22 protein-coding genes and 1 riboswitch are annotated in these 22,796 nt (G+C 44.8%); of the genes, 5 read left to right on the top strand and 17 right to left on the bottom strand.

Features of this window, described 5'->3' with window-relative positions:
• The first annotated feature begins 68 nt into the window (after positions 1–68).
• The gene (locus tag ABU165_RS19450; protein WP_101547620.1) at positions 69–695 is read left to right on the top strand and encodes an FMN-dependent NADH-azoreductase; all 627 of its coding nucleotides are present in this window, start codon (positions 69–71) and stop codon (positions 693–695) included.
• Between the two features lie 46 nt (positions 696–741).
• Here the strand turns inward: ABU165_RS19450 and ABU165_RS19455 are convergent, their stop codons facing one another.
• The 9 genes from ABU165_RS19455 to ltaS form a co-directional block, all read right to left on the bottom strand.
• A complete protein-coding gene (locus ABU165_RS19455; RefSeq protein ID WP_009791632.1) occupies positions 742–1,377 on the bottom strand; it encodes an FMN-dependent NADH-azoreductase in 636 nt (211 codons plus the stop codon).
• An 86-nt stretch (positions 1,378–1,463) separates the two neighbouring features.
• Positions 1,464–1,838, bottom strand: coding sequence for a permease (locus tag ABU165_RS19460; RefSeq protein ID WP_148949588.1), 375 nt, complete (start codon positions 1,836–1,838; stop codon positions 1,464–1,466).
• Positions 1,839–1,842: 4 nt separating this feature from the next.
• Positions 1,843–2,058, bottom strand: coding sequence for a helix-turn-helix transcriptional regulator (locus ABU165_RS19465; RefSeq protein WP_101547618.1), 216 nt, complete (start codon positions 2,056–2,058; stop codon positions 1,843–1,845).
• A gap of 332 nt (positions 2,059–2,390) precedes the next feature.
• A complete protein-coding gene (locus ABU165_RS19470) occupies positions 2,391–3,575 on the bottom strand; it encodes an alanyl-tRNA editing protein (RefSeq protein ID WP_101547617.1) in 1,185 nt (394 codons plus the stop codon).
• A 34-nt stretch (positions 3,576–3,609) separates the two neighbouring features.
• Positions 3,610–4,332 (bottom strand): nucleotidyltransferase domain-containing protein, encoded by a 723-nt coding sequence (locus ABU165_RS19475; protein WP_101547616.1) that lies wholly within the window; start codon positions 4,330–4,332, stop codon positions 3,610–3,612.
• Between the two features lie 22 nt (positions 4,333–4,354).
• Complete coding sequence (locus tag ABU165_RS19480) at positions 4,355–4,726, bottom strand: VOC family protein (RefSeq protein WP_101547615.1); 372 nt, start codon at positions 4,724–4,726, stop codon at positions 4,355–4,357.
• 91 nt (positions 4,727–4,817) lie between these two features.
• Positions 4,818–5,780 (bottom strand): RNA polymerase sigma factor, encoded by a 963-nt coding sequence (locus tag ABU165_RS19485; protein WP_101547614.1) that lies wholly within the window; start codon positions 5,778–5,780, stop codon positions 4,818–4,820.
• Between the two features lie 444 nt (positions 5,781–6,224).
• Positions 6,225–6,458: a hypothetical protein gene (locus tag ABU165_RS19490; protein WP_009791624.1), complete on the bottom strand. Its 234-nt coding sequence runs from the start codon at positions 6,456–6,458 to the stop codon at positions 6,225–6,227.
• 133 nt (positions 6,459–6,591) lie between these two features.
• A complete protein-coding gene (ltaS, locus tag ABU165_RS19495) occupies positions 6,592–8,562 on the bottom strand; it encodes a lipoteichoic acid synthase (RefSeq protein WP_094767303.1) in 1,971 nt (656 codons plus the stop codon).
• A 369-nt stretch (positions 8,563–8,931) separates the two neighbouring features.
• Between ltaS and ABU165_RS19500 the strand changes: the two genes are divergently transcribed.
• Entirely contained in the window at positions 8,932–9,546 is a 615-nt protein-coding gene (locus ABU165_RS19500) for a YczE/YyaS/YitT family protein (protein WP_094767304.1), read from the top strand.
• Between the two features lie 575 nt (positions 9,547–10,121).
• Here the strand turns inward: ABU165_RS19500 and ABU165_RS19505 are convergent.
• The 4 genes from ABU165_RS19505 to ABU165_RS19520 all read right to left on the bottom strand — a co-directional run bounded on the left by ABU165_RS19505 (position 10,122) and on the right by ABU165_RS19520 (position 15,279).
• Positions 10,122–11,087, bottom strand: a complete 966-nt coding sequence (locus tag ABU165_RS19505) for an ATP-grasp domain-containing protein (protein WP_101547613.1) — start codon at positions 11,085–11,087, stop codon at positions 10,122–10,124.
• Positions 11,088–11,101: 14 nt separating this feature from the next.
• Positions 11,102–12,148 (bottom strand): LLM class flavin-dependent oxidoreductase, encoded by a 1,047-nt coding sequence (locus ABU165_RS19510; RefSeq protein ID WP_009791620.1) that lies wholly within the window; start codon positions 12,146–12,148, stop codon positions 11,102–11,104.
• Positions 12,149–12,228: 80 nt separating this feature from the next.
• A riboswitch (SAM riboswitch) is annotated at positions 12,229–12,335 on the bottom strand.
• A gap of 102 nt (positions 12,336–12,437) precedes the next feature.
• Entirely contained in the window at positions 12,438–14,729 is a 2,292-nt protein-coding gene (locus ABU165_RS19515; RefSeq protein ID WP_101547612.1) for a helicase C-terminal domain-containing protein, read from the bottom strand.
• A 103-nt stretch (positions 14,730–14,832) separates the two neighbouring features.
• Positions 14,833–15,279, bottom strand: a complete 447-nt coding sequence (locus ABU165_RS19520; RefSeq protein ID WP_009791082.1) for a C40 family peptidase — start codon at positions 15,277–15,279, stop codon at positions 14,833–14,835.
• A 215-nt stretch (positions 15,280–15,494) separates the two neighbouring features.
• On the opposite strand from ABU165_RS19520, the gene ABU165_RS19525 reads away from it, so the two are divergent.
• Positions 15,495–15,686, top strand: a complete 192-nt coding sequence (locus tag ABU165_RS19525; protein ID WP_009791081.1) for a hypothetical protein — start codon at positions 15,495–15,497, stop codon at positions 15,684–15,686.
• Between the two features lie 47 nt (positions 15,687–15,733).
• Here the strand turns inward: ABU165_RS19525 and ABU165_RS19530 are convergent, their stop codons facing one another.
• Positions 15,734–16,768 carry a mechanosensitive ion channel family protein gene (locus ABU165_RS19530; RefSeq protein ID WP_094767308.1) on the bottom strand — a complete coding sequence of 345 codons (1,035 nt, stop codon included), beginning with the start codon at positions 16,766–16,768 and terminating at the stop codon, positions 15,734–15,736.
• A gap of 165 nt (positions 16,769–16,933) precedes the next feature.
• On the opposite strand from ABU165_RS19530, the gene ABU165_RS19535 reads away from it, so the two are divergent.
• Positions 16,934–18,019, top strand: a complete 1,086-nt coding sequence (locus ABU165_RS19535; protein ID WP_101547611.1) for an AI-2E family transporter — start codon at positions 16,934–16,936, stop codon at positions 18,017–18,019.
• Between the two features lie 63 nt (positions 18,020–18,082).
• Here the strand turns inward: ABU165_RS19535 and ABU165_RS19540 are convergent, their stop codons facing one another.
• Positions 18,083–19,507, bottom strand: a complete 1,425-nt coding sequence (locus tag ABU165_RS19540; RefSeq protein ID WP_306009955.1) for a PAS domain-containing sensor histidine kinase — start codon at positions 19,505–19,507, stop codon at positions 18,083–18,085.
• 156 nt (positions 19,508–19,663) lie between these two features.
• On the opposite strand from ABU165_RS19540, the gene ABU165_RS19545 reads away from it, so the two are divergent.
• Complete coding sequence (locus ABU165_RS19545; protein WP_101547609.1) at positions 19,664–20,713, top strand: M42 family metallopeptidase; 1,050 nt, start codon at positions 19,664–19,666, stop codon at positions 20,711–20,713.
• A 35-nt stretch (positions 20,714–20,748) separates the two neighbouring features.
• Here the strand turns inward: ABU165_RS19545 and ABU165_RS19550 are convergent, their stop codons facing one another.
• Together ABU165_RS19550 and ABU165_RS19555 are read right to left on the bottom strand one after the other, a co-directional pair.
• The gene (locus ABU165_RS19550) at positions 20,749–21,258 is read right to left on the bottom strand and encodes a M15 family metallopeptidase (protein ID WP_232217729.1); all 510 of its coding nucleotides are present in this window, start codon (positions 21,256–21,258) and stop codon (positions 20,749–20,751) included.
• 471 nt (positions 21,259–21,729) lie between these two features.
• The gene (locus ABU165_RS19555) at positions 21,730–22,719 is read right to left on the bottom strand and encodes a C40 family peptidase (RefSeq protein WP_101547606.1); all 990 of its coding nucleotides are present in this window, start codon (positions 22,717–22,719) and stop codon (positions 21,730–21,732) included.
• Between the last annotated feature and the right edge of the window lie 77 nt (positions 22,720–22,796).

The following is a 22,796-nucleotide window of genomic DNA, read 5'->3' on the forward strand; positions in this document are numbered from 1 at the left end:
TATTATCTTGAATTAAAAGTATTTAATCTGCGGAAAACTTCTTAGTAACTAACGGAGGAATTATTCTTATGTCAAACGTATTATTCATCAAAGCAAACTCACGCCCAGCTGATCAGGCAGTCAGCGTGCAAATGTACGATGCATTCCTAAGCAGCTATAAGGAGAACCACCCGGAAGATACCGTCACTGAACTGGATTTGTTTGAAGAAAATCTTCCTTATTATGATAATCTTCATATTACAGCAATGTACAAGCTAGGCCAGGGCATGGAGCTGACTGCAGAAGAAGAAGCTGCTGCAGCCCGCGTCACAAAGTATTTGAACCAATTCCTTGAGGCGGATAAAGCTGTGTTCGCATTCCCGCTCTGGAACTTTACGGTCCCAGCTGTCCTTCACACATACTTTGACTATCTGGCACAAGCCGGCAAAACATTCAAATACACTGAAAACGGTGCTGTAGGACTTCTTACTGATAAAAAAGTCGCTCTCTTGAATGCAAGGGGCGGAGTTTATTCAGAAGGCCCTGCTGCAGAGGTCGAAATGTCTGAGAAGTATGTAAGTACACTTCTGGCTTTCTTCGGAGTACAGGACGTCACTTCCATCGTGACCGAGGGGCACAACCAGTTCCCTGATAAAGCGGAAGAAATCATTTCTGAAGGCATCAAGCAGGCTGCTGATACAGCTGCAAAATTCTAAATACAAGAAGAGATTTCTGCCTGGCAGAAATCTCTTTTTTTCATGCTTAAAAGGTTTTGGCTTTCTCTTTCGCCTTTGCCACGCCTTCTTCTTTAATTTGCTGGGCGCGGTCCGGGAATTGATTGTGGCCTTCGATAAAAATGCCTTCAAAAGAAGGAATCCCAAAGAACTGCATAATGATTCCTATATAGCGGTGGCCCATTTCCATCTCTGCAGCCGGACCCTCGGAATAGATCCCGCCGCGCGCCTGGATATGAAGGGCCTTCTTATCAGGAAGAAGACCTACCGGCCCTTGTTCTGTATATTTGAATGTCTTCCCTGCTGTACAAACAGAATCAAGATATGCCTTCATCACTGGAGGAAATGAGAAGTTCCACAAAGGAGTAACAAAAACATATTTATCCGCAGAAACAAATTGCTCAGTCAGTTCAGAAAGCCTGTTCACTTTTTCTTTTTCTTCCTGAGACAAGTCATCAAAAGAGCTGCCTGTGCGAAGCTTGCCCCATCCGCTGAATACATCTGCATCAATCTGGGGAATATGCTCTTTATACAGATCAAGCCTTATGACTTCATCCCCTGGATTGGATTCACGGTAAGATTCAATAAATGCCGTTCCGGCAGCCATGCTGAATGATTGTGTTTCATCATGGGGATGTGCAGTGATATATAATAAAGTTGCCATAGAATACCCGCCTTTTTATTGAGATTTACCTTTTTAGCTTTCTCAAAATGGCAGGATTTCAGTTCTGTTAAATTCCGCCGTCCCTGTCAAATCCTTTTAGAAACGTATACCATGGACAAAAAGACCGTGCTGATTGTCAGGCTGGATAAAATTTCCATCAGCTCAAGCGCAGAAATATCAATAATCCCAAGACCAAGCAGCAGAAAAAAGATGAAGAAATAGACAATGAGGGCAAAATAAGCGTAAAAAAGGCCTTTCTGGCGGATCATCTTCATTCTTTCGTCCTTTTGCTTGAATTGAGGATAAAGGTATCCCATTGAAAAGCTCATAACTGTCATCGAAAGAAGTGTCCATGTCTGCGGCAGGATGCTTTCCCCTGCCGATATAGCAATGACGGCCATAAAGAGGGTCATGATTAAAAATAAGCCCCCGCATATATAGAAAGTCAGTCTTGATTCCATCCGTTCATTCTCCTTTCTTGTTTGTTTCTTCTTCATAGATAAAAATATGTTCAATCGTTGTATCAAAGGTCTTCGCAATTTGAAATGCAAGCGGAAGAGAAGGTGAATATTTTCCTTTTTCAATGCTAATGATCGTCTGCCTTGAGACACCCAGCCTGGCCGCAAGCCGGTCCTGCGAAAAACCATGCTTCTTTCTCAGCTCTGCCAAATTATTTTTCATAAACGCCCTCCTTGGTTTTACTATATTGTAAAGGGAACTTTACGTCAAGCGTGCTTTACATATGATACTGAGGGGTGGACAGTAATCACTATTTCTGCGAATAGCCATAATTGTGGTTCTAGGCATGCTCGCTGGGACCACTATTTCTGTGTAAAGCTAAAATAGCGGTTCTAGCCTAGCCATGCTCGCTGGGACCACTACTTCGCTGAAAGACCACTAAAATAGCCAGCCATACTACCAAAAATCACTTTTCTGACAAAAGAAAAGCTGAAAACACCACATCAAAAAAAAGGAAGATCCCATATTTCCCAGGACCTTCCACAAAAAATCAATCAAAGACTATCCCCCATCAGCTCAAGAAGCCTTTCTCCGCTCATTTCAGTTTCTCCGCCTCCCTGGGCAAAATGCTTGTTTCCCCCGCCTCTGCCCTGAATGGCAGGAAGAATGGACTGGATGATCTTTTTCATATCTGCCTCCGTTTTTGTTCCGCTCGCACATACGGCCTGCAGCTGCCGGCCGTTTTCCGCTGCAAACAAGACAATCGCCTGGTCATTTTGAATGGCAATAGACTTGGCCAGTTTCTGAAGCTCCTTAACATTTCTATCGCGAAAAACCTTCCGGATGATGGGTGATCCATCAAGGATGCTTCTGGCATATTCCTTTCCTTCCTGCTCAAGCAGCTGGTTCTTTAGTTCCTCCAGTTCTTTTTCCATCTGTTTCTGCGTATCGAGCAGCTTGATGATGGCATCGGGTATTTCACCCTCAGGCGAACTGACCAGCTGGCTTGTCCGATTCACAATTACATTCTTAGTGTGCAGCTGCTTCAGCACCCTGCCGCCGCAGACAAATTCTACCCTGGTCTGCTTCTTCTGCCGGCTCCAGCCGAGAATTTTTATCGCCTGGACTTCCCCGGTAGCTCTTGGGTGGGTTCCGCCGCAGCCGTTATAGTCAAATTCAGGAATGATAACAAGGCGGATATTCTCTTTTACCTTAGTTTCTTTTCTTAATGTGTAGGCCGCAAGCTCACTCTCACTGACCCATTTGGTTTCGATCGGAAGATTATCGGTAATAATTTCATTCGCTTTTCTTTCTGCCCTTGCTGCTTCTTCCTCACTCAGGTTCTCTGTTTCAATATCGATAGTCAAAGTCTCTTTTCCAAGATGAAAGCTGACAGTCCTGTACCCAAACAGCTCATCAAAGGCAGCAGATAGAATATGCTGGCCTGAATGCTGCTGCATATGATCGAATCTTCTCTGCCAGTTAACCCTTCCATCGACTTCTCCTGATTCCGGAAGCCTCTCTTCAAGATAATGCCTGATTTCGCCTTCTTCTTCTTCAACATCAGTTACAGAGATACCGTGAATCGTCCCTGTATCAAAGGGCTGGCCTCCTCCGGTCGGATAAAAAGCAGTCCGGTCAAGAACTGCATACCACTTACCGTCAGAGTTCTGATCCTGGCAGATGACCGAAGCTGTAAATTCTTTTATGTAAGGATCTTGATAATATAACTTTTCCATCTGGGTTTTCATTCCTTTTTATTATTTCTTATGATTATTTCCCACTTAGCGAAAAACCGTCAAAGCATCTGCCGCCAAATGGCTTCATGATGTCATCCACAAGCTCAATGACGGGCTGTTTTTCCCCGAATTGATAAAAGCCGTCGAAGCATTCCGCAAACCTGTATGCCAGAGCTTGATCATAATAGGATAATTCCCTGTAAATCCATTTAGACTGGCCAATCCATTGTTTATTGGTTCTAAGAAGAAATTCATGCGCCAGCTCAGCCAGCTTTCCAGCAATAAAAAGAGATTCATGCCTTTTGGCGCTGCCGATGAAATCCTCCAGTGCATCAGTCAGGAAATAGCGCTTAAATGTCAGCTCAGCATCTGTCCACAGAGCAGGGCCCGCAGCCATCAAGGCGGCAGCTTCCTTCCTAACCCCGCCAAGAAAGTCCTTACCTCTAAGCACCAACCCTTCCGCCACCATCCGTGGAAGCGTCGGCCTGGCCCTTTCTGCATCCTTCTGGAAATATCCCCTGCACGAATCTTTGGTGTGTACAAAAAGCTCAACCGGCCATCCTTTATAATAGAAGGATTCTCTTCTGACAGAACCAGTTTTATCATAGATTACAATGATATCCAGATCTGAAGTGGAGGTTGCTTCTCCCCTTACGACACTTCCTCCAAGGATGGCCCCACTGCAGTCCGGGAATCTTTCATTGATGAGCATTTGTGCAGTTTCGACCGCAGGCAGCCTTACTATTATCTCTGTCATTTTTTCTGTCTCCCCATGCTTTTTATCCTGTACAAATCATAATGATATGGCCGTCAGGATCTTTTACGTTGAAAAAGCTGAAATCGTCAAAGCGGGTTATCTCTGGGTCAACGGCAAAACCCTCGCTTTCCATCCAGCTGTATGCCTCTTGAATGTCCTCAGTATGCAGGTTGAACAATGGATAAAGCCCTGCCTGCGGTCTTTCCCTTTCACCGTAAGGTCCTGCATCCAGGGTAAGACCGGTTGCCCCATTCATTTTTACATTATATACCGGGTTCTCAACCGGCTCTGTGACTTTCTGGCCAAGAAGCTTACAGTACCATCCTGCTGACTTTTCCAGATCTGCCACATGTACAAAAACGGTATTCATCCTATTGACTATAGGTGTTTTCATCTTCCCATCTCTCCCTGTCTTTTAAATAGAACCTGAACAACAGCTCTTCAAGATCTATAACGGGAAAAAGATGCCAAATTATACGCGGGATTTAAAAAATATGATAAAAATATTCAGCTCCCAGTTTCACATCCAGCTCTTTTGCAGCTGCATTCATTAAATCCCAGGAAAAGCAATAAAATTTCCAATACACTATTTTATCATTTTCCAGTTCCATAAAGTGAATGTTCTGCAGCAGCTTCTCTCCGGATTTAAGAGCAAACTCCAAAATGACCTGCCTGCCCCATAGCGTCGTGATGGCGGCTTCGGCCCCTTCCTGCCTGGATACCACCTCTGCCCAGTCTTTGAGCGAATTTCGTTCTGTTTCTCTTTTTCCAAATTCCACTCCAGCATGGGTAATATCTGTGAGAAGATTCTCGTCAAGAAGAGAAGCAATCATGGCCATGTCTTTTCTTCGGAAGCCTTCGAGCAGGGTGCTGATTGTTTTGTCAAGTGAGGCAGATATAGCTATCCCTTCCTGCAGTCTATGATTCTGCTCTCTTTCAGGGATATTCTTCAACACATCTCTTGCTCTCTGTACATTTGCATAGACAGCACCAGGCGAAAGACTGACGATATCTGCAGCCTCTTTTGCTGTAAAAAGAAAAACGTCTGTAAGCAGAAGGCAGACAAATTGCTTCAGACTCAGCTGGCGGGCCAGATAATCGAGGGCTGGGAGAATCTCAAGCTCCTTCTCGCTGCCGCTTTCCAGAATTTCTACAGGGTATGAATCTGTATAGGCAATCCGATTTCTTCTTTGCTGATCGATCCATGTATTAGTGGCGATTTTGAATAAGTAGGATTTTACATTCAGCTCTTGAAAGACCTTTGAGAGCATAGCCAGGGATTTCAGCAATGTATCCTGGACGAGGTCTTCTGCATCCCATGGAGAGCCCGTCAGTCTGTAGCAATATCTCCACAGTAAAGAGCGATAAGGTTCTATCTCCTGCTTGAATCTTTTTTCCAGGTCTTTGATTTCCGTGCTTATTGTGTGTAAACCTTGATTACCTTCCATGGAGACTCCTTTGTTAAAATGAAAAAATTCGTTTTTTTGCTTCTCACCTAACAACTTCGACGATTTTCGGCAATTTCCTTTAACAGACAGCAAAAAAGAGCCATTGTGGCTCTTTTTGATACTCAGAAAATTATAAGTATGGTTTTAAAATTTGTTTTACTTTTAAATGGGGCTGGTGTTTTCCGTTCCAGGCACTTCGCTTTCCGCGGGGCGAAGCCTAAGCCTCCTCGCGCCGCGCGCTGCGGGGTCTCAACTCTTCCGCTATTTCCCGCAGGAGTCTGTGTGCCTTCCACTGCAAACACCAGGGCTTTTTTAATTATATGGCGATTTTGCAGCTGTATGAAGCTCACTTCTTCAAACATAGATAGCTGCTCATATCACTGTGGCTATTTAAAAATACATGATGCATTCTTAACCCGATTACAGCAGCTCTCTAATCTGCTGTTAGACATTATTAACAACCAAATACAGCCTTCTCTCCCGTTCTTCCTTCTCGTCTTCAGAAGCCAGGTCATATTTCTTCAATAGATGAAATACGTCATTCAGGATTTCCTGTGTGTGTTCTTTTTGCAGGAATTCTTCCATCAGCGGCTGGAGCTGGCTGGGGAGATGTTCCTTTTGCTGTTCATATTTATTTTTAACATCTTCTGCTGAATGGTTCAGTTGGCATTCACTCATGTTTACCTCTCCTTCCTGTTATATAAAGTCTGTGGCTATTTAGATAGCTTCCCTATTTTAAGGGGATTTACACCTGCCTTGGAGTATCCTAACATGGAAAAAGCAGAAGCCGGGGCTTCTGCTTTTTGGTGTTTTATTTTTGAAGCCCTGTCATTGGGTTCGCTTCCTCGGCAGGCTCTTCTTTGATATATTTGTAATCCTTGCGGTTGATTGGTTCAAAGCCTTCTGGATTGTGGAATCTCAGCAGATCTTTGTACACGATATTGTCAGACATCAGCAGTTCTTTTTTCGCCTGTTCTGACAGCCTTACACAAGCACTGCCTTCCTCAAGCTCTTCACCGGTTTCCGTGGAGTAACATTTTTCATCAACAGAAGTGTATTCCGGGCTGATGAAGTCGCCGTTGCGGAAAGGAATAACTTCCCGGTGGGTTTCAGACAATAAATCTGAACCGATCTGCATATAGTCTTTTGTGCTGACGCCAAGAAGATGCATCAGGGTCGGCATTACATCCACCGCGCCACCGTATGTGTCCATCGCGCCGCCTTTTACCCCAGGTACGTGGATGAAAAGAGGGACTCTCTGCAGCTGGGCATATTCAAAGGAATCGATTTCCTTGCCTAGAACCTGCTCCATTGCAGGGTTGTGATTTTCAGAAATGCCATAATGGTCACCATACATGACGATCACTGTATTATCATACAGGCCGGATGCTTTAAGGTCGTTAAAGAACTGCTCAAGCGCCTGGTCCATATAATTGGCAGAAGTAAAGTAATGGTTAACAACACTGTCTTCTGTTTCTGCCGGCTGGAATTCTGTGTCCCCTTCATCCATTTTGAATGGGAAGTGGTTGGACAGAGTGATGAACTTTGTATAGAACGGCTGCTTCAGGCTTTCCAGCATCGGCATGGATTCTTTAAAGAAAGGCTTATCCTTCAGGCCATAGTTCTTGGTGTTCTCATCTGTCATGTTGTAATATTCGGCATCAAAGAAATGGTCATAGCCGAAGGATTTGTAAATTTCATTCCGGTTCCAGAACGTTTTATAATTCCCGTGAAAAGAGGCCGACGTATAGCCGCGCGTCTTCAGTATCGCAGGTGCTGCCTGGTAGGTGTTCTGGGCCTTGTTGACAAAAACAGCCCCCTGGGACATCGGATACAGTGAATTCTCCATCATGAACTCGGCATCGGATGTTTTACCTTGCCCTGTCTGGTGGAAATAGTTCTTAAAGTAAAAAGTCTGTCCATTATGAGCCAGGGAATTCAGGAACGGTGTTACTTCCTGGCCGTCCAGCTTATAGTCGATCAGGAATGTCTGGAAAGATTCCAGTGAAACATAGATCACATTCATGCCTTTTGCTTTTCCGAAATAATCAGGATTCGGTTCTGCATAATTGGCTTTCACATAGTTTTCAACCTCTGTGATATCACTGCTGTCTGCCATGGCGCGCTGACTGGCAGATCTGGCATTTTGAATAATGTCATAAACCGTGAAATTATAGGCGCCCAGATACTTGACCAGATAATTGCGGTCAAATGAGCGTGTCAGGAGTTCAGGACGGTCTTTTTCAGCAAGCCCAAGATTAATGAAGAATGTGATGACAGCAGCAGCAATCACCAGGCTTGCCGTCATTCTCTTCCGTGTATGCTTCGCCGGTCTGTACCATTTGACTGCTGCCAGCACAACCAAAAGGATCGTGTCGGCAAAGTACAGGATATCAAACGGTGACATCAGCGAAAGTGCACTGTCTCCAAGCTGTCCGGCATTTGTTTTTGTCTGCATAAGGACAGGTACTGTAATAAAGTCATTGAAGAAACGGTAGTACACCACATTGGCGTACAGCAGGAAAGACAGCAGAAACTGAACAGCAATCAGTACGCCTGACTGTATCTTTCCTTTAAAAAATAGTGCGATCCCCAAGAATAGAAGGGATGAGCTCAGCGGGTTCAGGAAAAGCAAAAATTCCTGCATGCTGTTGTCGATTCCTAAATTGAATTCAATCTGGTATGCAGCATATGTTTTCAGCCACAGCAAAACAACTGCCAGGAAAAAAACGCTCATGCTGTTTTTAAATAGCTCCTTAGGCGATTTTAAGATCGATTTCATCCTTTTACACCTCTTAATTTGTAAAGTTATTGCAAGAGCACAAATTCCTATTTCATACTTCCTGCCAAAACTAGAAAAACTTAGCAGCCGCTAAGTTCGGAAAAACGTTATACTCCAAACCCACGGGCTCAGAACCTAGTTTTTGTAAAAGATTCGTTAATTAATAGTGAACGAATGTTAAATACTATACCATATTTTAACCCACTTGAAAACATTCATCAAATTTGAAGCAAAGTTTATGTTGGGAAAAAATTAATCTTTTCATAAGGCAAATGGTGATGATACAATGTATCTTCCGCATGAATCCGCTTTCTCTCATGCGGCTAAAACAGGAAAATAAGGTGTAACAGCCTGATAAAGGAGAACAACATGAAGGAAAGAATTTTATTTTTTGCAGCAGGGCTGCTTGTCCTCACGTTAGGTGTGGCGCTTATTATCAAATCTGCCCTCGGCGCCTCTGCTTGGGATGCACTGGCAGTTGGCGAGTCCCATCTTTTCGGGCTGACCGTAGGGACTTGTGTATTCATAAATGGAATTGCTCTGATCATCATCAACTCTATATTATTGAAGAAAAAGCCGGAAATCCTGGCGGCAGGAACCATTCTGGTCATTGGTGCTTTGATTGATTTCTGGCTGCTGGCAGTATTCAAGGACTTTTCTCCAAGCATGCTGCTCACCCAGTCCTGTACTTTGCTCTCAGGCATATTGACAATGGGTCTGGGGATCGCCGTCTACCTTCAGGCAAAATTCCCTCCAAGCCCGATGGATACCTTGATGGTCGCCGTTCACACCAGGTTTGGCCTTTCTTTAAGGACTTCCCGTATAGCCAGTGAAGGATTTGCCCTTATTCTGGCGTTTCTTTTCCAGGGAGCGATCGGCCCTGGAACCATCCTGGTCACACTGACACTCGGCCTAGTGGTGCAGTATTTCCATCCTAAGCTGGAAATTATAATGGCAAATGGGTTGAAGAAAGCTGTTGTATAAAATATTTCGGGTTCTGTCAGTATAAAGTCCGAATTGGCAGTACTTGCAGCAGACTCTTTAGCAGTGAAATTAGCACACAAAAAGCTCGGAGCTATAATGCTCTGAGCTTTTTTTATAGAGATTGCACTTTGTTGAAGATAAGCAACCGTATGTTCAATTAACGATTTTGTTGTGAGGCAGGAATACCAGCTAAAAGAGCAATTTTTCCCCACCCCACCCTACTAAAAGAGCTGGCCTTCCAGGGACAGGATGAGGTTCAGCGCGGTTTGACAAATTAGCGGAGAAATTCCCGTTAATTTCAAAAGAGCTCTAAAAACAGCTTAAATAGAGGGAGAAATTCCGGCTATCGACCCGAAAAAAAGGAAAATTCACCATTTTGCTTCGCTTAACCGGAAAATCTCCGCTTATTTATACCCTTTCGAGCCCTATTATCAATTTAACCGGAAAATCTCCGCTTATTAATTTTTTGTTGGCAACCCACTCCATTCCTTCACTATCCTGCTCCTTCCATCCGGAATTGAAGTCACACTATCAAAAAAGGCCGCTCCCAAATGAGCGGCCTTCTTCTATTATTATCACACTCTGCTGTATTCCCTAACCTTAGCCTGTTCTTTTTCAAGCTCGGCACCGAGGAATTTGGCGGCTTCAAGCATGCCGTATTTGCCTGCTTTTGCCTCTGCGTCAGAATTATAATTTGTGTTTGTGTTGACATCATACGTATAAATATCCCCATTGGCATTTTTAATAAATTCAATGCCGGCGATTTGAATGCCGTTATTCCTGAGGAAGGTTTCGTATTTTTCAATGATCGGGTCGTTGAAGCCTTCAATGATCTTAAACTTTGGCTTTTCTTCCACCTCTTCGCCAACAGGACAGAACAGATCCCCGATTTGGCAGGCATCGGCCGGGCAAAGCTCAAAGCCTTCTGATGTATCCACCTGGACGGCATAGACGAATTTTCCGCCCACGAATTCGCATCTGGTAATATATGATTCTGGCGACTCAATATATTCCTGGATCAGAGTGATGCCATCGACAGGCTCTTCAAAATTCGGCCCTTCGACATATTCCCTCAATGCGTCCAGAGAATGGAACAGCTGGACGCCGAGCCCTTTGCCTGCGCGGTTATGCTTCGTGATGAACGGAGCGCTGTCGAGCTTTACAGCTGCTTCAAGAATTTGATTTTTTCCGACAGCTGCTATTGTTTTCGGAGTGGCGATTCCTGCAGCATTCAGCGCTGTATATTGATTGACTTTGCTGACCTCCAGCCTTAAAGCGCGGCTTCCGTTGAAAACGGTGCGGCCATGCTGCTCAAGCCATGACAGGACAGATTCCGTCAGCTCCGGTGCAAAGCGGTTCCCCCTTGTGTGGGAAGATGCGCTCATCCTGCTGTAGAAAATCCCCTCCGGAGGTGCACTGGTCAGGTCAACAATCCCTTCATTCAAAAACCATTCCTCATAAGGAAGACCCAGCTCTTCCAGCCTTTTTGTCAAATGGGCAGTCCATTCGCTGTTTTCGTGTATGATGTGTATTTTGCTCATATGTTCTCCCTCTTTTACTTTAAGATTTTCCTTTTGGCTTCAACCAGCGGCATGACTTTTTCCGAAAATCTCTGCATTTCCTCCAGCTGTGGAGAGAACTGAAGCAGAAGCAGATCGACGCCGGCTTCTTCATAAGCAATAATCTGTTCAGCAATCTGTTCAGGGGTTCCGATCAGATTTGGCCTGAGGCCCCGGTTGGAAACGGAATAATCGTACAGCTTTACCTGCTGCTCAAGCTGCGATTTGCCTACAAAATCTTTGTAGCCTGCATAGCCGCTTGATTCTTTTACATTGGTGATGCGGGCAAGCTCTTCCTGCGCCTCTTCTTCTGTGTCGCGGCAGACAATGTAGGCTGCCATGCCAAAAGACTTAAATGGCTCATTCCCGCTTTCCTGCCTGCGTGCTCTCATGTCATCAATTTTAGTTTTTACTTCTTCAACTGTCCCGCCGTGCATCACATAGGCATCGCAGTGATTAACAATTGCTTCCTTGCCGCGGGGGCTTTCTCCGCCTGCATAAAGGATCGGATTCGGCCTTTGCACCGGCTTAGGGGACAAATGGGCGTTTTTAATAGAATAATAGCTGCCGTCAAAATTAAAGGTTTCTTCTTCCCATAAACCCTTCATGACCTTGACGAATTCTTCTGTCCGGTCATAGCGCTCATCATGTTCAGTAAAGATGCCGGCATACTGGCGCGCCTCTTCCTCCCACCATGCGGATACAACATTCAGGGTAAAACGGCCATTGCTGATATGGTCGATATTGCTTGCCATTTTTGCCGTCACCGCAGGATTATGGAAGCCTGGGCGGACAGCCGTCATAATTTCTATTTTCTCAGTCACCGCAGCAAGAGCGGCCGCAGTTGACCATGCTTCAAGTGAATCCTGCTCCGGGCCTTTTATATCATTCAAGTAAAGTTCTGCTATTAATGTGGTATCATATCCCCACTTCTCTGCTGCCTGGATGACTTCTTTCGCATAGCTGAAGGTCGGGGGCATCTTCTCGTCTTCTACATTGCGCAGCCAGCCGCCAAAGATCGGCAGCCAAAATCCGTATTTCATCTGTCTCTTCTCCTCTCACTTGCACCTTGTTGTCAGCAATAAAAAAAACTTCTCCGATAAGAAGAAGTTTGTATGCCTCTATCTTATCTGCCAAAGCATTGCGCTTTGCTGGATTTAGCACCATTCTGACTAAGTCAGCGGCTGCCGGGTATCACAGGGCCAGTCCCTCCACCACTCTCGATAAGAAATATTCAATTGATTTCATAGTAATCCTACAACAAAGGTCGGCTTTCTGTCAACTGACTAGTCTAACTATTTTTAAAAATGTTTTTTTTCCTGCAAGCCTTTTTTATCGTGTGAGCCTTTTTAGCGGAAACCATTCTGCAGGGAGCAGTTGTTCATATCTTTTTTGAAGGAAGCGGTCATCAATCAGCAGGATGGTTCCTGTGTCTTCCTCTGAACGGATGAGGCGCCCGCCAGCCTGGGCTGCTTTATTGGCTCCCGGAAAAGTATACGCATAATCATAGCCGTTTTTTCCTTCAGCCTGAAAATAATCTTTAATCAGATTACGCTCAAGACTCAGCTGTGGAAGCCCCACACCAACAATAATGACACCGCCGAGCCGGGTTCCCTTCAAGTTGATCCCTTCTGAGAAAATTCCGCCCAGCACAGCGAACCCAAGAAGGCTTTCTTCAGGTTCCTCCTTAAAGGAAGACAAAAATTCTTCTTTTTCTCCCTCTGCCATCCCCTGTTCCTGTACCATCATCCTGATAGTGCTGGATTCTTTCATTTGTTCATGGATTTCCCTCATATATTGGTAAGACGGAAAAAAGATTAAGTAATTCCCGGGCCGTTCAGCTGCCAGCTTTTCTACCGATCGGATCAAAGCTTCACCTGTCGCGCTTCTGTCCTTATATCTAGTTGAAAGCGGCAAAGCAAGAACTTCTGCATTTTCTTTCGGGAACGGGGAAGGCAATGACAGGGAATAATGATCCTCATTCCAGCCCAGCATGTTCTTGAAATAATCGAATGGCTGGAAGGTAGCCGAAAAAAAGAGTTTGCTGCGGAAGCCCTTGCCCATTTTCTGGACAAGATAGGATGGATCTAAACAAAACAGCTTGAGTACTACATCCTTTCCGGACTTTTCTGTATAAATGACAAATCGCTCATCTGCCAGCCTTGATATCCTCAGGAAAGCCTGTACAGAAAAATAAGTATCAAGCAGCAGTTCCTGGCCCTCATCTCCCCTGCCGCTGATCAGCTCCTTTTCTGAGCAATGAGCAAAGTCCTCAAGATGCTCCAGCAGATTTTCCGGCAGCTCTTCGTGAATGCGATAGCTTTCCTCCTTTAATTCTCTATTGAAAGAGATAAAAACATCATTCATCTTTTTAGCTGCTGCAGAAAGCTGCGGGGCCGTGTTTTTATAAGCCCTTTTCAGCTGAAGGAAATTCTGCTTCCCCAGATCCGCCGAAAACATATCCCTCGCCCGGTCCACCAGATTATGCGCCTCATCGATCAGAAGAGCTGTCTTTTTCTTGCCTTCTGTATGAAGCCTTTTCAGGGACACCCGGGGATCAAAGATATAATTGTAATCGCATATGACTGCGTCTGCGGCATATGCAAGTTCCAGGGAAAATTCAAACGGGCAGACTGTGTGCTTCATGGCATATTTTTCAATAACACTCCGGTCAATGATGGATTCATGAGAGAGGATATCAAGGACTGCTTCATTGAGGCGGTCATAAAACCCGTCAGCGAACGGACAATGCTCTTTCTGGCAGACCGTCTGCTCCTGAAAGCATATTTTGTCCTTGGCCGTTATTGTTACCGTGTGCATATGGAGGCCTTTTTGCTGCATCAATGAAAAAGCTTCTTCGGCTGCCTGCCTTGTGATAGTTTTGGCTGTAAGATAGACCATCCTTGACAGCAGCCCCTCTCCCATCGCCTTGATGGCGGGAAAAGCAGTTGAAATGGTCTTTCCTGTCCCGGTCGGCGCCTGGGCAAACAAGTCCTTTTCATCCAGAATTGATTTGTACACAGCTTTTGCAAGCCTTCGCTGTCCCTTCCTGTATTCCGGAAAGGGAAAAGGCAGGGCTTTAATGCTGGTATCCCTTTTTTCCCTATGATGGAGCATGAGCCGTGCGTAAGGATAAAAGTCAGCAATCAGCCCCTTCACATAACCTTCGAGGAAGGATAAAGTCTCCACCTTCCTGAAGCGCTTTTCTTCTTCAGTGTGGATCTGCAAGTAGGTAAGCTGAACGGTGATTCTCTCAAGCCCGCGCTCTTTTGCAAGCATAAAAGCATAGCATCTTGCCTGAGCCCAATGCACAGGATGGGTATCTTCATCGAAAGCTGACAAATCCTTTGCCGTCGACTTGATTTCATCTACAACCAGTTCCCCATCCTCCTGAATAATCCCGTCACATCGCCCCTCAAGAAGGAACTCAATCTCCTCATGCTGAAGTGCTTCCTTCAAGAAAACCTCATATTCATCTTCTTCCTTATAAGTACTCTGAATTTTCTTGTGCGCTTTCGTTCCTTCAGCCATCGAGGAAGCTGCTGCAAACCCGGACTCAATGCTTCCGGAACGATAGACATATTCCGCCAGGCTTCTGGCAGAAATTCTCCAGCTTTTAGTCATCACAAGGTCTCCTTGCCATCTATGATAGTACCATTATAGCACATATGTTCCCGGATTCAGGCAAACAAAAAGGGCGGGATTGTCCCGCCCTTGGTTATCATAATTAAATTCGTTTAGCTCCATAATAGGCTTTGCTCCAATAAGGATTGGACATAGAATCAATCTTAACGCCCTTAGAGCTTGACGCATGGATGAATTTGTTGCCTCCAAGGTAAAGGCCGACATGTGATGGACCTTTTTTATAGGTGCTGAAAAAAACGACGTCCCCTTTTTTCAGGCTTTTCTTTTGTACGGCTTGTCCCGTTTTATAAAGCTGCCCGGTAGTTCTGGGAATCTTTTTTCCGGCTTTGCTGTAGGTGAATCCGACAAGGCCGGAACAGTCGAAGCCCTTAGGCGAAGTGCCGCCCCATTTATAAGGAACTCCTATGTATTTTTGGGCCACTGCAGCCGCAGAAGAACCATAGGAAGCCGCTTCTGTATTTTCTCCCCCAAACAATCCGGCAAAAAGCAGGCTAGTGCAAAGAAAAACGCTTGTGATCAGCTTCTTCATGTTGTCCCCCAAGTAATTTTCTCTCTCTGTTTTGTGATGAACTTAGTTTCTCACATGCTTCCTGAAAAATAATTTACAAAAACATGTTTGTTATGTAACAAAAGGATTACAAATATTGACGTTTTTCGACCAATAAAATTATAGTAAGCGATTACAAAGTACCCAATCCTCCAATTTATTAGATACATATACTGTAAATAAAGGAGGTGTTCTTAGTGCAGCAGCTTCCCCTTCTATATCTTGCCTGCATCCTTGCAGGGTATGCACTGATTCAAACAGCCGGACTGGCTTTTGTGACAGGGGGCTTTGCCGCATTTATTACCGCTGTTGGTGTAACAGCCATGATAATATTTGCAGCTGCCCTGCTTTTCCTCGGCTTGAAGGCTTTATTGGGCCGCAAGCTTTAGTTTTGATTACTTGCAAAAAACAGAGGCCAGGTGCCCTGGCCTCTGTTTTACATACCTGCCTCTTTCTCTGCAGCAGGAAAGGAGGCAAGGCTGATATCATGTTCATAAAAGATGCCGGCTATAGCATGGCGCAGGCGGCTTTCATATTTTTGCTTAGTATCGAAATTTTTGACCGGGACCTCGATTAAAAACAGCATCGTATCATACTTAAAGTCAACCAGCCTGATTTCAGCAAGGTTTACTTTTAAATACGCTGAAAAATGATCAGCTTCCTGAAGGACCGCCTCTTTCAGCAAGTTTTCAATTCTGCCTGTATCTTCTCCGAATTTTATATTGACCTCCACAGAAGCAAGCATTTCCGATCCAGTCCGGTTTTTGATGATCTGTTCAATAAAATGCTGGTTTGGAACGATCAGCGTTCCCTCTTTCGCAGTTCTTACTATCGTGGAACGAAGCCGTATGCTTTCAATGGTTCCGATTTTATTATTGATCTCAATCAGTTCCCCTACTTCCACAGGCCGTTCAAACAGGATGATGATGCCTGAAATGAAGTTGCCGGCAATATTCCTCATCCCAAAGCCGATTCCGATCCCCAGCACCCCGAGAGCCGCTCCTGCCGCAGTAAGGTCAAGACCGACCGTTGTCAGGCTGACGGCAACCGCCGCTATCATGATCGCATAATAGATGAAGCGGTTGAATGTATATCTCAGCCCCCTGTCGACATGATAATGTTCATAGACAGAAGACAGAATCTGCAGCGTAAGAACCCTGACAAACTTATTCGCCAGAGAAACAATAAGGAAGGCCGTAAATATCAGCCGCAGTGAGACTTTAACGTCCCCTGCCTGATAGAGCGTATAATTCAGCCAGTCCTGCGTTGAAAAAAAGTTCAGGAACAGTATCAGGGAAGCGTAAAAGGCCGCCCAATTGAGGACCGAGAGCATGCCTTCTTTTGCTTCCGGCTGGGCCCATCGCCTTCTTGCAGCAAAAAATTGCAGGATGAACTTTAGAAGCCAAATAGCCGCAAACCAGGAGAAAAACTGAATATATTCTTCTCTTGTTAATTCTTTAAAAAAGTCCATTGCCGTTCACCTTTACTTCTTTTATTTCTCTTTGTATTCCTTATAGGGCCGCTTTCTAAACAGGGATAATTTTAAAAGCCGATAAAAGAAGGGGTTTCGGTCCCGGCGGCAAGGGAAAAAAGGAAGGATACTATCAATTGAATTCAGGGATTCCAGGGGGATAATATGTGGATTAAAAAGCCGTTTTTTATGTATATAACAGGAGCCATACTCGTGCTGGTTGTTATTTTTCTATTGGGTAAGATCGATTGGTTCATCTGGCCATTCCGGAAGCTTGTGGCGACCATTTTCTTCCCCATCCTGATATCGGGTCTTCTTTATTATATCCTCAGGCCAGTCATCCGCTGGCTGAGCGGCTATATGCCGAAGACCGCTTCCATCCTTATTGTATTCGGTACGCTGATTGGCATTGGAACCGGAATTTTTTATTTCGGCGGAAGCCTGATAGCAGAACAGATCACCCAAATATCAGACTCTTTCCCTGACAAAATGGAGGATCTTACATCAGAGACAAAGGAAATGGTGGATGAGAATGACTTTGGCTTCCTTTCCTATGAGGAGATCGAGCAGAAGGTCCTTTCCTATTCGCAATCATTCATTAATACAGTCGGCAGCAACCTTACCGGGATCATTTCAGCCATAACCAGCATCGCAACCGTCCTGGTAGTTGTTCCCTTCATTCTTTTCTATTTTTCAAAAGATGACGAAAAACTCCGGCCGAAACTGCTGAAATGGATACCGGATGAGCATAAAATAGAAGGCAACCGGATTTTGCTGGACATCGACAAAACCTTATCAACTTATATTATCGGCCAGTTTATCATAGCTTTTGCCGATGGTGTCCTGATGTATATCGGTTATCTGATCATCGGCCTGGATTATGCTTTAGTGCTGGCATTGTTCGCCACGTTCCTGACAGTCGTCCCTTTTCTCGGACCGCTTCTAGGCATCATTCCTGCCATTTTTGTCGGTTTGATGCAGGAACCTTTCATGGTGATTAAAATCCTGATTGTCCTTGTTGCGGTCCAGCAGCTGGAGGGGAATCTCATAACACCGCAGGTAATGGGAAAAAGACTGAACATCCATCCGCTGACAGTCATCCTTGTCCTGCTGGTGGCAGGTTCCCTTTATGGCTTCATCGGCATTCTGGTGGCCATTCCATTTTATTCTGTTGTTAAGGTGATTGTGAGGGATTTCTGGAAGTTCTACAGGCTCCGCCACCTGGCAGGCTCAATTGGAAACAAAGAATGATAGATAGAACAAGAACCGCCTGGAGACGCAGCCAGGCGGTTCTTGTTCTTTTTCGAGGTTTTTTCACATACCGTGGACCGGAAAATATACTCTTACCGTAGTCCCTTTGCCCTCATCGCTTTCGACTTTCACCCTCCCATGATGATCGTCAGCGATTTTGTAGCTTGTCATCAGGCCAAGGCCGGTTCCTTTCTCCTTTGTTGAATAAAAAGGCTCTCCCAGGTTTGCAAGCCTTTCTGCCGGGATGCCGCATCCGCTGTCCTTGATGATGGCGCATAACTCCCCATCCGCCTTTACCGTGCTAATGATGCTGCTCCCTTTTTCTTCGATGGCATCAAGCGCATTTTGAATGATATTGATAAAAAGCTGCTTTAATGAATTAGGATCTCCAAGCAGTGGATACGGTCCATTTCCTGGCTCGAATGTGAGTTCTTTATTGTTCATGAGCGCCTGCGGCATCATCAGGTCAACAACATGCCTGATGACATCATTTAAATCAAGAACTTCGACCTTTGTGCTGTGGGGCTTTGCAAGAGCCAGAAATTCAGTGATGATATTGTCTATTCTGTTGATTTCATTGATGATGATGGAAGAAAAAGCAGGATTGAAGCTCCGGCCATCTGAAAACAGCTGCATGAATCCCTTGATAGGCGTCAGCGGATTCCTGATTTCATGTGCAACTGCAGCAGCCATCTGGCCTACAACAGCCAGCTTTTCTGACCTTCTCAGCAGTTCATTGGTCTCAATCCTTTGCTGAATGTCCCGGGAAACGGATAAAATCTGAGCGCCGCTTTCAAATGTATATTCATCTATTCCTTTAACATGGGATTCCATCCAGATGTAGCTCCCATCCTTCTTTTTTACACGATGAGTGATCAATAACGGCTCTCCGATTCTCAGCATAAGCTGATATCTTCTGCGGACTTCTTCGATATCATCAGGATGAATGAGCTTAAAGGCATTCAGCTCCAGCATCTCGTCAGGCTCATACCCCAAGATCCGGTTCACTGATGGTGAAGCATATAAATACGTAGCGTCATATTTGTGCAGGATAATCAAATCAGAGATATTGTCTGCCAGAAGCCGGTAATTCTGCTCGCTTTCTTCTCTTTTACTTTCCAATCGCTTTTGTTCGGTAATATCCACGATCTGGCCGAACATATATTGATCATCGGCACTTTCTCCCTTAACAAGGGATAGATTGAGCTGCCCTGTCTTATGTGAGCCATCCTTGCAAATGTAACGCTTTTCCAGCTCATATTCTGTCCGTTTTCCGTCCAGGATTTCATTGAGCAGCTCCAAATCTTTTTTATAATCATCCGGGTGGCTTATGTCCTCAATTGTAAGGCCTGCCCACTCTTCCATTGAATAGCCGAGAAATTTGCAGAATGCCTCATTTACAATCACTTGGTCTATATGGCCGATCACTACAGTCTGCGGGATCCTGGATTGATAAAACAGCTGCATAAACATGTTAGAATTCTTCATATTGCCTCCGATAAACCTCTAAGCGTTACTCTCATCTTACTAAATATTAACCTTTTCACTCAATCATAATCTGGAAAACCTGAATATCATCAGATTTAACAAAAGTTTTTTTCCTAGTATAATGGAAAGGAATCCAATCATATTAGGAGTGATCTTTTGACTAACAGCAATGTAAAGCAAACGGCAGACCTGATCAGGGAACTCGTTTCCATACCCAGTCCATCCGGGAATACCAGCGAAGTAATTTCCTTTGTCCAGAACTATCTTGAACAGCTTGGCGTACATACATACCAGAACAGGAAAGGCGGCCTGATCGCCACACTTCCAGGAAAAAATGAAAAGCAGCACCGGATGCTTACGGCTCATGTTGACACATTAGGGGCGATTGTAAAGGAAATCAAACCAAATGGCAGGCTTAAAATCGATTTGATCGGCGGATTTACATACAACTCGATTGAAGGCGAATACTGCGAGATTGAAACGGCAGAAGGAAATAAATATACCGGCACCATCCTCATGAAGCAAACCTCTGTACATGTGTATAAGGATGCTGCGAAAGCTGAAAGAAATCAGCAGAACATGGAAGTGCGCATAGACGAAAAGGTTCACAGCAAAGAGGATGTACTTGCTCTTGGCATTGAAGTGGGAGATTTTGTATCTTTTGATCCGCGTGTCCAGGAAACAGAATCCGGATATATCAAATCGCGCCACCTGGATGATAAAGCCAGCGTCGCGATCCTGCTTCAGCTGATCAGGACTTTAAAAGAAAAGAATATCGAGCTGCCTTACACGACCCACTTCCTGATTTCGAACAACGAGGAAATCGGCTATGGCGGAAACTCCAATATTACACCGGAGACTGTTGAATACCTGGCTGTCGATATGGGCGCGATGGGTGAAGGCCAGTCAACAGATGAATATACGGTGTCCATCTGTGTGAAAGATGCAAGCGGTCCGTATCATTATGGATTGAGGAAGAATCTTATTAAGATTGCAAAGGACAATCATATCGATTACAAGCTTGACATCTACCCTTATTATGGGTCTGATGCTTCTGCTGCCATCCGTTCCGGTCATGATATTATTCACGGACTGATCGGGCCGGGGATCGACTCCTCGCATGCCTATGAGAGGACCCACATGGAATCCCTGGACAACACAGCAAGACTGCTGTTCCATTATGTACAATCTGAGCTTGTCAACTAATGCAAAAGAGGATGCGTTTCGGCGCATCCTCCTTTTTATTCCTCTTCAGGAGGCCTCTTCCCTCTCTGAAGCTCCCATATGCTCAGCCCGAAATCATATTGCAGATGAGGGTAATCTTTGAAGCTGCGCCAGTCGCCGCCCCATTCAAACCCAAGCCCTTTTGCAATCTCAACGACCTCGTCCCAGTCTGCACGCGAATTGCCGTTGCCGTCATAATTCATATCCCATATGACAGCTCCGTTTAAGGAAAGAAGGGCAAAATCAATGGCGAGGCCGAAATTATGGTATGACTCCCCGCCTTTGGCATTTGTCACGATTTCTCCTTCTGCCGTCCTGCCTTTTGCGTATAATTCATTCTGCTCTTCAATGCTGCGGAAATCCTGTGTAATGACAATATTGATCCCTTTATCCGCCGCCAGGCTGATCAGTTCATCCTTTTTGGCACTTACCACCGGATGAAGCTGGACCGGCAGCGGCGCATCCTCATCAAAGCCATTATCCATATCAATATGAAAATCAATTTCCGGAAATTGCTCTGCCTTCATGAGAAAAAGCAGATAAATTATCCCGGCAATCAATATAAAAATCCAGAAGCCTGATCTTTTAACCGGCACTTTGTCAGTCCTTTCTATATATAAGGCTGTGTTAAACAATGCTGTTGAATAAAGCCGTATACAAATAAATATAAAAAAAGATGCGGGGCATCATCTGGAAATATGCCTTACATCTTGTTTCTTATTATACTAGGAAATTGTTTATTCAGTCTAGAATGAAGCTGCTTAGCGTGCTGGCTGTAAAATTTCAGGTAAATAAAATGGCGTTTCTGATTAAAAGGGATATATGAAGGAATCTTTTGCAGCTGAATTATTATAAAAAAAGACAGCTCTTTCGAAAAGAGCCTGTCTAATGTAATTCCCATAAATTTTATTGCAGCTAATTGTATCTTTCTCCGATTTTTTTCTTTTTGCCCGTAGCTTAACACTGCAAAGCTTCAACACTAGAATACTTGCAGCCCATTACAGCAAAGACTTTGCCCCAAGATACCTAGTCTTCCAATAAGATAAATTCATATCGCTGATTGTTACACCCGTGGAAGAGCCAGAATGGATGAATTTGTTTCCGCCAAGATAGATGCCTGCATGTGAAGGGCCTGTCCCGGTCTCAAAGAAGACGATATCTCCCGGTGACGGTGAAGATACCGCTTTTCCGGCGCCCCAGATCGTTGCAACAGTTCTTGGGATTGATACTCCCGACTGCTTGAAGACATAGTTGATATAGCCGCTGCAGTCAAAACCTGCCGGTGTGCTTCCTGCCCATTTGTACGGGACGCCGATATACTTTTTCGCTTCGCTGATAATCGCATCGGCTTTGGAGGAAACAGATACTGGTGCTGGAGGCTTTGCAGCTGCTGCTGTGCCATTCAATTGAAGCTTCTGCCCTGCATAGATTGTATCGCTGGATAGATTATTCAATGCTTTTAATTGAAGTACAGAGGTATTGTTCCTGCTGCTAATGCTCCAAAGCGAATCTCCTTTTTGCACAGTATAACTTGACCCTGTTTGGGCTGGTGCCGGATTCAGCACTGGAGCATTGGCAGAGCTGCTTGCAGAAGCGCTGATTGAGAGCTTCTGGCCTTTATAAATCGTATCAGTTGACAGACGATTCCATTGCTTTAGGGATGCGACACTGACATCGTATTTCAGGCTGATTCCCCATAGCGTGTCCCCTGCCTGCACAGTATGTACTGTGGTGCCTGATGCTGCAGGCTGAGATGTGTGGCTGTGCGGAGCAATGACGGAAAGCTCCTGCCCCGGATAGATGACAGCACCGCTAAGCTTATTCCAGCTTTGAAGCTCGCCTACATTTATATTGTATTGCCTCGAGATCTTCCAAAGCGTATCTCCGGAGGCTACTTTATGTGTCTTTTCATGTGCGCTTGCTGAACCTTGAAAAGGAGTCAGCATCAAGCCTGCTGCGGCTGCCATTGTTATAAGTTGTTTTTTCATGGTGTACACTCCTTTAATTTCTTTCACATCCTAATTTTAGTAATCATTACACTAGAATAGTATGTGTAAAAAATGGA

Origin of the sequence: Cytobacillus sp. T106 (genome assembly GCF_040492155.1) — a bacterium.
GTDB classification, from domain to species: domain Bacteria; phylum Bacillota; class Bacilli; order Bacillales; family Cytobacillaceae; genus Bacillus_AB; species Bacillus_AB infantis.